Annotated in this window: 9 protein-coding genes; 5 read left to right on the top strand and 4 right to left on the bottom strand. The window is 44.5% G+C overall.

The genetic code is table 11. The features are described 5' to 3' along the window. Positions 1-501 precede the first annotated feature (501 nt). Entirely contained in the window at positions 502-651 is a 150-nt protein-coding gene (locus C8R11_RS15985) for a hypothetical protein (protein WP_181258135.1), read from the bottom strand. Positions 652-1,131: 480 nt separating this feature from the next. On the opposite strand from C8R11_RS15985, the gene C8R11_RS02825 reads away from it, so the two are divergent. Together C8R11_RS02825 and C8R11_RS02820 are read left to right on the top strand one after the other, a co-directional pair. Next, positions 1,132-2,952: a patatin-like phospholipase family protein gene (locus tag C8R11_RS02825; protein WP_107794368.1), complete on the top strand. Its 1,821-nt coding sequence runs from the start codon at positions 1,132-1,134 to the stop codon at positions 2,950-2,952. A 660-nt stretch (positions 2,953-3,612) separates the two neighbouring features. Next, positions 3,613-4,956 carry a SulP family inorganic anion transporter gene (locus tag C8R11_RS02820; protein WP_107794367.1) on the top strand — a complete coding sequence of 448 codons (1,344 nt, stop codon included), beginning with the start codon at positions 3,613-3,615 and terminating at the stop codon, positions 4,954-4,956. Between the two features lie 570 nt (positions 4,957-5,526). Here C8R11_RS02820 and C8R11_RS02815 read toward each other — a convergent pair. The 3 genes from C8R11_RS02815 to C8R11_RS02805 all read right to left on the bottom strand — a co-directional run bounded on the left by C8R11_RS02815 (position 5,527) and on the right by C8R11_RS02805 (position 8,660). Next, a complete protein-coding gene (locus C8R11_RS02815) occupies positions 5,527-6,828 on the bottom strand; it encodes a sensor histidine kinase (protein WP_107794366.1) in 1,302 nt (433 codons plus the stop codon). After that, complete coding sequence (locus tag C8R11_RS02810; protein WP_107794365.1) at positions 6,815-7,498, bottom strand: response regulator transcription factor; 684 nt, start codon at positions 7,496-7,498, stop codon at positions 6,815-6,817. The genes C8R11_RS02815 and C8R11_RS02810 overlap by 14 nt, the downstream gene beginning before the upstream one ends. A gap of 109 nt (positions 7,499-7,607) precedes the next feature. Then, complete coding sequence (locus C8R11_RS02805; protein WP_107794364.1) at positions 7,608-8,660, bottom strand: IS630 family transposase; 1,053 nt, start codon at positions 8,658-8,660, stop codon at positions 7,608-7,610. A gap of 361 nt (positions 8,661-9,021) precedes the next feature. Here C8R11_RS02805 and C8R11_RS02800 point away from each other — a divergent pair, with 361 nt between their 5' ends. The 3 genes from C8R11_RS02800 to speE all read left to right on the top strand — a co-directional run bounded on the left by C8R11_RS02800 (position 9,022) and on the right by speE (position 12,688). Further along, entirely contained in the window at positions 9,022-9,303 is a 282-nt protein-coding gene (locus C8R11_RS02800) for a peptidylprolyl isomerase (RefSeq protein ID WP_107794363.1), read from the top strand. 111 nt (positions 9,304-9,414) lie between these two features. Continuing rightward, complete coding sequence (locus C8R11_RS02795) at positions 9,415-11,175, top strand: ABC transporter transmembrane domain-containing protein (protein ID WP_107794362.1); 1,761 nt, start codon at positions 9,415-9,417, stop codon at positions 11,173-11,175. Between the two features lie 304 nt (positions 11,176-11,479). Next, on the top strand, positions 11,480-12,688 hold the full coding sequence (gene speE / locus C8R11_RS02790; protein WP_181258133.1) for a polyamine aminopropyltransferase: 1,209 nt from the start codon (positions 11,480-11,482) through the stop codon (positions 12,686-12,688). The last annotated feature ends 51 nt before the right edge of the window (positions 12,689-12,739 follow it).

The raw sequence follows: 12,739 nt of genomic DNA, 5'->3' as shown, positions 1-12,739 counted from the left end.
AATTTGTCCTGGCGGCGCAATGCTGACAAAATGGTGGTAATGTGGCGTGTGCCGTCAGATTGCAACCGGTACAGATGTTCCAGCGTATCGTCTTCAAGGATGGCAAAACCGCTGCCAACCTGGGTGCAGGAACCCAGCATCTGAAATATCCCGCATTCACTCTGACGCGATAACAGATCGTCCAGCGATTCCGAGGCATCGCGTGGCGAATAGCTGCTGGTTTTAATCACTAAAGAAGGGTTGACAGTGCGCATCACGCGTTCAAGTATATTGTTGGGCGTAAGGCTGACAAACAGGGTGAATGCGCGCATACCGGCCAATAGGCGCAAACTCCCGGCGGGTTCGACAATGTCGCTGTATTGCGCCACAAGCCGCGACACCTCGCGCCGAATATGCTGTTGACTCTCGGACTGCCTTTAGCTGCCAGAATAGCGGAAACCGCCCGATGAAATAACCGGGCCTGCTACGCAATATCCACCTCCGGTTCGATCTGAAAGCTTTTCAGCAGATCGATTGAAACCAGGTGAAAAACGGAATGCCCCTGCCTTTATGAACCACCATCAGGGCATCGGGGCCGATGACAGGTATCACATTGCCATCCTTGACAGATTGTTCCAAAGAATACCAATCGGTTTCGTTGCGTGCGTTCACCGTTTCATTCTTTTTACTTGAAGGTCAGACAGAAGATTAACAGAATTTGCTTGAAGCGCACAATATCCGAAAGGCCAGTGAAAAACGCAATTGAGGGAGTGATGCAAATAAAAGCGGACAATTGAATGATGGCCGTTTGCTGACAGTGATCACAAATAAACGCATGATTAACACCGGAAACAAAGTCCTGTTGCTTGTATGATTTAATGCCCTGCCGGCGCATGATATGTCATAGAAATGTATAGCCGCAGTATTTACATTCAAACTGCGCGCTTGATCATCCTATGAATTACTGGAAGAATAATCGGGGAGCCTGTTCCAGGAAGCGTGGCGGGGTAGGCTTCTCTGAAACAGTTTTTTTATTATTGGCGCCGTCTTTCTTTTGATACAAAAATCTAAAAATGCGACCAGAACAGCTTTACCGCTATAGATCAACCTGTTTGATAATAACCGCCATGATCTATTTACGAGACCAATGCCGTGAATGACACAATAGCCAGCAACCAAACTTCAACCCTTGAATTCGGTGATCTCAGTCTGGAAGACGCTCAAAGAATTTTCGATGCAGCCACGCGCCGAACTTTCAAAAGCGGCGAAAAACTGATTCAACAGGGTGAAATTGGAAAAAGTATGTTCATCATTCTGTATGGACGTGTCCGCATGAGCATACGGCGCGAAGATGGCAACGAACAGGTCGTCAATATTCTGCAGCAGGGCGATCATTTTGGTGAACTGTCTTTGCTGATTGGCGGGTGTCGCGCCGCAACGGCAACCGCTATCATGGACACCACCGTGCTGGAAATCTCCAAACGGGACTTTTATGCGCTAACCAAAGCATTACCGGCGTTTTCGATCAAACTCAGCCGCACCATCGGAAAGTGGTTACTGGGCGCACAAACCCGAAGCATTTCACGTCACAAACACGGTATTATCGGGCTGGTGCGGACGACAGAGTTGACTTCATTCATTGCGCAATCCATTGCACGCTATTTCGCCAGCAAAAATAAACGGATTGAAATTTTTACCGACCGCGTATCATTCTGGGAATTAACAGCGCACAATAACATTTTCCCTATCCATGCATTGAACCAGGCTAGCGGGGATTTCAAATTTTTACATGATTTAGCGGCTGCTACAAAACGATGTGACCATGTTTTTGTTGATCTCTTCGGCGCACGGGTAACTGCGGAATTGCTGCTGCAATGTGAACGCATTTGGTGGTTTATGGAACAAAATATACCGGCAACAGCGACAATCACTGATCAAGCGGAACAGATACTCAAGCAGCATTCCGAACTGAAGAACCGATTGCAGATTGTCTGGATTCAGCCAAAGTCATACAATCTGGCTGACAACTCTCCATCCACTATTTCCACGCACCTTGATCCTATACGTTGTATCTATAATGCGTATAACAAAGAAGTGCGGCCCGCAGATCTGACACGTTTGTACCATATCGCCAGAGATGTCCAACTGGGCCTCGCACTGGGTGGTGGCGGCGCGCATGGTCTGGCGCATATTGGCGTCATCGCAGCATTTGAAGAACAGGGGCTTTATTTTGACCGCGTTGCGGGAACTAGCGCTGGCGCCATTATTGCGGTCGGACTTGGTGCCGGTTTTAATCCAAAACATTTGCTCAACTTGTTTAACAATGAAATGAAACCGCCGCGCATTCTCACATATTTCCCTAAAGCAACCCAATTTCACCTGTGGACATTATTTCGTTTTGGATTGATTGAACACCGCTTTCGCAAATATCTGAAAGACCTCAAGCTCGAACAGCTGCTGCTACCCGTACATACGATTTCAACGGATTTGATTACCGGCCAGGCGGTGATTCGCTCCAGCGGCGAAGCGGTCAGTTGCGTACTCGAAAGCATCAACTATCCGGTTTTCGGCAAACCTATCTGGCGCGACGGCCTCGCTCTCGTGGATGGCGGCGTACTCATCAATGTACCCAGCTCCGTTTTACGCAAACAACAGACCGGCTATATCGTCGCCGTCGATGTCGGCGCAAAGCTGCACCCCACGTTTGGCAAAAACACGCCTCAAACACGCGCATCGGAAATGAAACATGTCGGCTATTTCTCAACCCTGAATCGCGTACTTGAAGTCAGTTCATATGAACTTGCAAAAATGCATATGTCGGAAAGCGATTTCCTCATCACACCGGATACATCGGCATACCCGTTCGCAGATTTTACCCGCGGTGAACAGCTCTTTGAAATTGGCTACAACGCCGCTCAGAAAGCCATGCCGGAATTAAAGCAAAGCTACGAGCGCTTTGTGGAGATGGAATAAACCTTAATCTTAAGTTTTTGCTCAAAATTTGATCATTGTTTCCCTCCGCGTCACCTCGGATATATCGGTTTGCGGTCAATTAATCTATTGTTAAACTGTAAATCATCGTGCTTTTAAACAACGAATTTTTTACAGCATGCTAATGGCCAGTTTTTAATGACTTTTAGTGCTCTGTCTGAGCGCTGTGTGAAATACAGCGGGTAAGAAAAATGAAGTTTGCCGTATAATAAATAAATCATATTGATAAAGTTATTACTCTATTTATTACGATATTTTTTAGCACGGTGTTTAGAGCGCTTAATATTGTTACTAATGTCTTTGAGAATACTATCAGTCAAGCGCGATCTTATGGCTTTATTGCGAGGCGGTTGTCCCATTAAAAATTCAATTCCTGCAAGCAATTGCTTTTGTTCTGTAAATTAACGAGAAAACAGTGCATTTATAAATAACAAAAATCCCTACAAAATCTTCAAGCGCCCTCGCTCTCTCCATATTAACAATTAATCAATTGATTTGTATGTGTTTAACAAATCATTAACATTTATTTTTAATATACTTCACACCGGCCATGCTATACATATATGAACGTTCGTCGTTTGATTTAGTAAGTTGCTAAGCACTTACATTTTGAATATTTATTGAGTTGGAGAGTCATTTCTTATGCAAACACAAACAGAAAGTGGGCCATCTGCAAACGGCCAACAAAAACAGAATAAAACGCCAGTTACTTTGCCTGGATCAGCGGCTTTTCAGCCACAATATGTTTTACGTGATACAGCTGCAGGTTTGATAACCGGTGCCATGGCGATTCCATTATCAATTGGCATCGCCATTATGTCCGATTATCCGATTAAAGTGGGATTGGCAACCGTGGCTTTTGCCTGCCTGGTCGGGTGGATTAATGCCTGGTTCAGGCCCGGTAATTTTATTGGCGCACCCGGAATTGCAGCGGGACTTGCCCCAGTACTGGCTTTGGGCGTGGCAACCTTTGGCTGGGAAAATATGGCATTCTGCATTTTTCTGACCGCTGCGATGCAAGCTGTTATCTGGAAATTCAATTGGCAAAAATACCTGCTTATTGCAGTTCCGGTTTATCTGGTTGAAGGATTGCTGGCTGGCGTAGGATTGAAAATTTTATTGAAATTTTCTGAATTTACTTATGAAATACCCGCAGAAGCGGTCGGTGAAGAATTCTGGAATGCCGCGCGCGTCCAAATGGTTGCCATATCTACTGTAGGCCTGGTTGTATTTTTATACCTCTTTTCCAAGTTTAAAGATACCCAGCCCGCTATTCCATATTTTGTATTAATTATCGGCGGTGTACTGCTGGCGCAGTTCATTGCGGTACCAATGATTTTCGTTGAAGATGTTGATCTTTATATTAAACTGCCACTGCCTGAAGCGGATGTGACACTGCTGATGCTAATTTCCATGGTATTTTTCTGCGCCATGCTGGCAATTGTTGATGTCATCGAACAGGTCATGAGTAACGCCGCAATTGAAAAAATTGATCCGCTTAATCGCAAAACCAACAGTAATAATAGTTTGCTCGCAATATGGATTGCCAATATGGGTTCAAGTTTTTTTCACGGCATGACTAATCTTGATGGTCTGGCCAAAAGTACAACAAACAAACTGGCAGGCGCAATAACGAAATTCTCTGTATTAATTATTGGTTGCGTCGTCTGTTTTTTCACATTTAATACGCAATATCTCGACTTTTTACCAAAGTTTGCATTAGCAGCTATTATGATGTTTACCGGCTACAAAATGATTGCCGGACTGGCGCATGTCACACATTATGGTCCTTACGCGCTGATGCTCGCAATCATAACGGGTGGTTTAGTCTATCAGGTTGGTATTTTTGAAGGTTTATTGATTGCCATGGCGCTTCATGGGGCCATTCATTTTATGGTTTATACCAAGCACGATAAAATGCCAGGCAGAGCTGTTGTCAAAAGATACTTTGACAATCTAAAAAATGATAGTAGTAATTTGCAGTAATTTTACTGCGTGATTTTTAAGGCTATGGCGCATGTACTGTTGATCACAATATATTGTTGGTTTTTGTTAATTGACCTGTTAATCATAAAGATTCCATTACTAATTACAAAAACATTCGGAATCCGGATTAATTAAATATTTGCAAAACCCTGAAATCAATAATCCCTTCAATTAAGTTCGACAATTAATTGTGACATAGCCTCTTTTATGAGCTAAGCAGGTAATGAAAGGACACCAGGATTAAGGTGCCAAAATGGTGTCAAGCATAACCTTCTGTGACGACACCAAGAATTGAAACACAATCTCTTGTACCCGAAACCGTTTCCGGTTTGGATAATATTACCAAAGCGATTGCAACAGCTGTAACAGATTCGGATGCGGATTATTAGTAATGGGCACAGCGATCGTCAAGGCCTGAACGCTTTCTCGTCGGCTTCATGGCCGAACAGCTTATTTCAAAGCAGTCCATCAATGTTATTGACTCGTCCATCCAAAGTGTAAAACAGATGCATACAGGGTACTTCTAATTTAGCGCACTGAGCAATGAAACAGGTTACTCATGCATTATTTTCATACAAATCTTTCAGGCGCGTGTCCAGTTACAAATAACACCGTAAATTGAGAACCCTGGCCTTTTTTGCTTTTAAACGATACTTTCCAGCCATAGTACTCGCAGATGCGTTGCACGATTGTCAAACCTAGTCCGGTTCTATTACTATCATCTGCATTATTCATTCTATAACCCCTGAAAATCTGGCTCTGTGCCGTCGAATCGATCCCTACGCCGGTATCTCCGACAGATAATTGATTAGGTGCTAATAGCACTGTAATAGAGCCTCGCATTGTATATTGAAAGGCATTCCGCATCAGATTTGCAACCAGAACACTTAGAATTCCTGGGTGCGCAACTACTTCCAGCTGACCATTTGTTTCAATCGTCACTTGAATCGGTTTTTCGCCCAGCCAAACACGCTGCTGCTCTATCACTTTGCGGACGATGGGCTCCATTTGGCACACAATATCGGATTTGTTTGATTCATCATCGATTTTCGCCAGTATCAAAAATGTGTCGATTAATTCGGTCATTTCTCCTACAGCTCTTTGAATTCGACGAATTCGCGCATGTTCAGGCACAGATAAATCCTTTTTCATGGCCAGTACCTCAGCGGCCATACTGATATTGGTAACGGGTGTCCCCAACTCATGACTTACACTGCTCGCAAATTCTTTTTCGCGTATCAAAAGATACTGCAATTGCTCATGGTAGTGTTGTAATTTACGCGCCAGAACCCCTATCTCGTCGTCACCGAATTCTGACAAATCCAAAGATTCACCTGGCTGATTTGTGAACGCCATGACCTGGTAAGCAAGCCGTTTGATAGGACGAATAACATGGAGGGCAACTCCCCAGCCGATAAAAAATGCAATTACCAACGTTACAATTGCGCACAACCAGACCAAGCGTATGAAATCACGTTCACGCTTGTGTATGCTGGTAGCATCAAACTGCACAACGTAGCGCATATCATCGATATGCGCGACCAATACCCGATAGTCTTGATTTTTGTGTGTCACATCATGTATACCCTGAGACAAGTTACGTACATGCTCCGGCAAGCTGGTCGTTTCATTAAGAGATGAAGTATAGATAATGATCGTTGCGCGCGAACGGGAAGACTCAAGCATTTGCGAATCGCTCTCAGCCTGCTTTTGAAATTCTGTTAACTCGGTATAAAGTATTTCATCTAGTACGCTTGTCTCGATTGATTTTAATGCCACAACCAAACTCAAACCAAGCACTAAGATCACCGCTGCCCCAAAAAACAGAAACGCAAAAGTTATGCGTCTTTTGAGACGCTTAGTCTTCTGCATTCTTGTCTGTCAGCTTGTATCCAAAACCATGTACTGTGTGTATTAACGAACACTCGAATGGTTTGTCAACAATCTGACGCAGATAGGAGAAATGGGTACGTAAAGCATCGCTAACCGGTGGATTACCCTGCCAAACCGCATATTCAATTTCTTTACGGTTGATAACACGATGCGGGTTCTGCATCAAAAATGCCAGCAACCGGAATAGTGTTGGGTTCAGGCTAAGGTGTTTACCGGCTCGATACACGTCATGCGTATCCAAATCAAGTGACAGATCCCCAATTTGCAACTGCGAAGTCGGTGCCCGGTTGATGCGTTCGGCCAACACTTTGACGCGTGCGGCCAGTTCCTTTAGCGCAAAAGGCTTTATCAAATAATCATCTGCTCCGGATTTAAAGCCTTTTAGCTTATTCTGAAGGGAACCTTTGACGGTGAGCATAATAATTGGAACCGACCGACGCGCTCCCTGGCGAAGTCGACGACACAGCTCTATGCCATCAATACCCGGCAAACCCAGATCAAGGATGATGACATCATAGTCGTTGACAAGTGCCAAATGTAAACCGGCTACACCGTCAGCCGCTGCTTCGATAGTATTACCCAGCGCCTCAAAATAATCACAAATGCTGGCCGCAATATCTTGGTTATCTTCTACGATAAGCAATTTCATGGGTACGCTCTTGACAAAATTTTAACAATGACTGCACAGAGCCTGTCAGTCGCAAATAAAGGCACACTTCTGTGCATATTCATTAATAATTATACGCTGACATCTAATTTCATAAATTAGATATATTATTTTTTATTTCACTGTCTGCACTCTCAGGTTTACGCCATTTAAAGGGTTGCGCACTCTGGTTATGGCGAACAATAAAAGCCTCAATTGCATTTTTTAACTCTGCAACATTGCTAAAGCCCGCTCCTTTTAGTACTTTGCAAGATAAAATATCGAACCAGACTTCAATTTGATTGAGCCAACTTGCAGAAGTATGTGCAAAGTGACAATATACTCGGCCAGCATATCTGTTTAACCACTCATCATTTTTCTTGTGAGTGCAATAATTGTCCAGAATAACATGCACATTTTTGTTTTCTGATAAATCCTGTATCACGTTATCCATGAAATTTTGGAAATCTTCTCGCTTTTTTGTCTTTGAAGTTTGTCCTTTGATAAAGCCAGTCGCCGCATTCAGTGCATCAATTAAATTTAACGTACCGTGACGCTTATATGCATGCACAAGCTTTTGGTCACCCGTCTCAATATACCCACTTTCACGCGTCGACACTTGGGCGCTGTTTTTTTCGCCAACACTTAAAACTAATGCATTGAACGGCGGATTCAAATACAACCCGATGATATTCGCTGACTTCTCTGCAAACTCAGGGTCAGTACTGGCATACCAGCTGCGGGCTTTATGTAGATAAATTCCTTCTTTTTTTAATGCTCGCCATACCGCATGATTACTCGCTTTTAATTGCTCCGCCAAGGTTGGACAATCCCATCTGGACATGCCATCAGGTGGATCTGTTTCTAATTTCGATAACAGTCTATTTCTAAACGCCACACCATATGTTTCAGGTTTGCCAGGCCGTCGTTCGTCTTCAAGTCCAGCAAGGCCATATTTTGCGTATCGCTTGCGCCATTTGCTGACACGTAACGCTGATGTTTCATGTTCTAATGCAACTGACTGATTTCGCTTGCCCGCAGCACAGGAAAGTATAATTCCGGCTCTTTCAGCTATTCTACGCTCCACACTATGGCTGCGTACAATTGTATCCAGTTGTTCTCTCTGCTCTTTTGTAAGTGTAATTTCTATCGCTTTTCTAGGCATAGTGCCTAGTCTACACTATTAATAAATATTATTAATGCAATTCAAATAGTAGAAATGGCCACTATTGATTAAACTCACCCCAAATAATACAGAGTAACGGGTATTTGAATATGGACGAGCTAATGATAATGAGTCAAAAAATCTGATTAGTTAGAAACTGTCGTGATCAAGTAACCGTACAGGAAGACGTGTTTTGCACGCATCTTCTGCAAAGCAGATTTATCTCTCTATTACTTATAATTTCATCTGAATTCGTGTTACCGGGGTGCACTAAAATTTCATTGGATATGTAATATATGTTTAAATACACAATGCAATAAACGCATATATTTAAAATGAACGAAAGTGAAAGGAAAGATTCATGGCAAAAGCAAGTGCACGACATATATTGGTCAAAACAGAGGAAGAATGTATCAGCCTTAAAAACGAGATTACTAATGGCGCAGAATTCGGTGAAATAGCCTCGCAGCATTCACTATGTCCATCCGGTAAGCAAGGCGGTGCATTGGGAGAATTCGGTCCAGGACAAATGGTCAAAGAATTCGATACTGTCGTTTTCAGCGCGCCGGTGGGCGAAGTGCAAGGGCCTGTAAAAACACAGTTCGGCTATCATCTGGTTGAAGTGACCGAACGCAAAGATTAAGTAATTTGAAACATGCGCGGCAACCGTCTGGTGCCACTGCATTTCAGGGGAGCAGCAAGCTCCCTTTTTGTTACATAAGCAATTTGTCAAAATCATCCGGCATCACTCATCATGAATCAATCGCCCGAAAAAAATAATCGCTGGCAGGCCGTTAAACTGGCTTTAGGTTTTGTTGCTCCCTATCAACGGCAAATAGCGTACAGCCTGATGGCATTATTTTTTACAGCGGCAATAACGCTGTCGATTGGCCAGGGGATCCGCCTGTTGATTGATCAGGGTTTTGCAACGCAGTCGCAAGCTTTACTCGGTCAATATGTAGTGGTTTTTTTGTGCCTTGTATTAGGGTTGGCAATAGGCACTTTTACACGTTATTACTGGGTGACCTGGCTCGGCGAGCGAGTCATTGCAGATATACGCTGCAAGGTGTTCAATCACCTTATCCATTTGCATCCGGGTTTTTTCGAGAATAATCGCGGCCTCGAAATTCAGTCACGCCTCACGGCTGATATGACGCTGTTGCAATCAGTTATTGGCTCGTCAATATCGTTTGCCCTACGCAATTTCATTATGATGATTGGCGGCATTATCTGGTTGTTTATCACCAACGCAAAACTGACAGCAATTGTCATGATTTGCGTGCCGTTGGTTGTGGCGCCCATTCTGATTTTTGGCCGCCGGGTACGCGGTTTATCCAGAGAAAGTCAGGATAAAGTAGCGGTTGTAGGCGCCTATGTCGGGGAGATTCTCGGACAGATTAAAACGGTTCAGTCCTATAACCATCAACCCATCGATCAACGTAAATTCCATGACTATGTTGAGGATGCCTTTACAGTTGCAAAACATCGGATAACCCAGCGCGCATTACTGGTAACCATGGTCATTATTCTGGTATTGGGTGCTGTGGGACTAATGCTTTGGGTGGGCGGCATTGATGTCATCGAAGGCCGCATAAGCGGCGGCGAACTGGCCGCTTTTGTCTTTTACAGCGTGATTGTTGGCTCGGCGGTAGCTTCCATTTCTGAAGTCATTGGTGAATTACAACGTGCAGCAGGTGCAGCGGAACGCACTATAGAGTTACTGCACGCACCGAACGAAATCACATCACCGCAAAAAGTGCAGCTGCTGCCAAAGGTTTCGGGCAATATCGAAATTAATCAAATAGCTTTTGCATATCCATCGCGCCCGAATGTGCGTGCAATCGACAATTTATCGCTACAAATACACGCGGGGGAAACACTGGCGCTGGTAGGCCCATCCGGTGCGGGCAAGTCAACACTGTTTGATTTGTTGCTGCGTTTTTTTGATTGCCAATCCGGAACTATCCGGTTGGAAGGTATCGATATTCGTCAACTGGATATTTTCGACTTGCGGCGATGCTATGCTCTGGTATCGCAAACGCCCGCATTGTTTTACGGTTCAATTCTTGAAAACTTACAATACGCCAGACCCGATGCGTCGCAAGAAGAAGTCGAAATCGCGGCAAAGGCTGCTTATGCGCATGATTTCATCTTGGCATTGCCACAAGGTTATCTAACACAACTCGGTGATTTAGGACAGGGATTATCCGGCGGTCAGAAGCAGCGATTAGCGATTGCACGCGCAATATTGGCCGATGCGCCTATATTACTGCTGGATGAAGCTACCAGTGCATTAGATGCACAAAGTGAATTCTGGGTACAACAGGCACTCAGTCAGTTAATGATTAACCGGACGACACTGGTAATCGCTCATCGACTGTCCACGGTACAAACAGCTGATCGTATCGCTGTACTCAATCATGGTCGGGTTGAAGCACTGGGTACACATACCGAATTAAAAGCATCCAGTCAGTTATACGCACAACTGGCTGCTTTACAACTGCAACCATCCTGACAAGCCAGATTCAAGGAATAACAGCAATATATTCCAATTAGCGGCACTTCCGCGTAAAATTGCGGTCTCGCACAAATCTCACACATATGGTTTTGGGTGAGTTAAAAAACGCGTACGATCGGTCGAGGCCGAATTCTTAATTAGACGCCTGTTACTGTATGCTGTATACAGGCCGTCAAAATTGGGTTTTGCACGAATTGAACGAAAAAAAATATTTCAGTATTTTTCCACAAAGCGGTCACAACATCTCTTATCCTGAACATCGAACTAAACTGAACCGAATGACTTATCAGGAGCTACAGTCATGAACGGTTTACATCTGATTGGCGATTTGGGGAACTGTCGCTGCGATCCGCAGCGGCTGATCGACAGCGTAAGCTTTAAGGACAAGTGCATCAGCATGGTGCAGGCATCCGGGCTTACAGTAATGGATGCGTCGTTTAAACAATTTGACGACTCGGGTTTTACCGGCACAGTGGTCCTGGCCGAGTCACACCTTGCGATTCATACCTGGCCGGAAAATAATGGACTAACGCTGGATGTCTATGTCTGTAACTACAGCGCGGACAACAGCACCAAAGCACATCATCTGTTCAACACGATCATCGAGTATTTTGAGCCCAAAGAAGTCGCCAGGCACACAATCGAGCGTGGTGAGCATTTACTCGTCGAACCGCTGAACGATACTATCGGTTTCTATATCAGGGCAAATCGTCAAATCGGGGAGTGGCAGACCCCGTTCCAGAAACTGGCCATTTACGATACGCCGCAATACGGGAAGATTTTTCGTTTGGATGATTATAATATGACTTCCGAACGGGAAGAATTTATCTACCATGAAAACTTGATTCACCCAGCGCTGACAGTACACGATGCGCCGCGAAACGTGCTCATTATTGGCGGTGGTGACGGTGGCTCATCCGAGGAAGTGCTCAAACACCCTTCAGTTGAACGAGTTACGCTGGTTGAAATAGATGCCGATGTCATCAAGATTGCCAAGGAACATTTTCAAGCAGTACATAACGGCGTTTTCGATAACCCTAAACTGCGGGTCATCATCGACGACGGCATCAAGTTCATTCGCGAAACCCGGGAAAAATTTGACCTGATCGCATTGGACCTCAACGACCCGGTTGGACCGGCTGCAGCTCTTTACACCACTGAATTCTTCCAGCATTGTCACCAGGCTCTTAGCGTCGAAGGTCTATTGACGCTCCATATCGGTTCACCGACAGCGCACCCCGAGCGTGTTACCGAGCTTACGCAACGACTGAATGGTATTTTCAGCATCGTGCGGCCTTACACCATGTACATCCCGCTTTATGGCGCACAATGGGCTTTGGCTGTATGCTCTGATAGGCACGACCCAAAGGCGTTCACCACCGAAGAGATCGAACAGCGTATCAAAACACGCAATCTCCAACAACTTCAGTTCTACAATGGCGAAACCCATCTGGGCGTTTTTGCCCTGCCTAACTTCGTACGTAATTTGGTTGCAGACAAAAATAAATAAAGATGCTTTGGTTTGAAAAGAAAATCAGTTACGCACCTATACTTCATTTGC

The organism is Nitrosomonas aestuarii, assembly GCF_003046585.1.
GTDB classification, from domain to species: Bacteria; Pseudomonadota; Gammaproteobacteria; order Burkholderiales; family Nitrosomonadaceae; genus Nitrosomonas; species Nitrosomonas aestuarii.
This window is presented reverse-complemented; position numbering and strand designations above follow the sequence as displayed.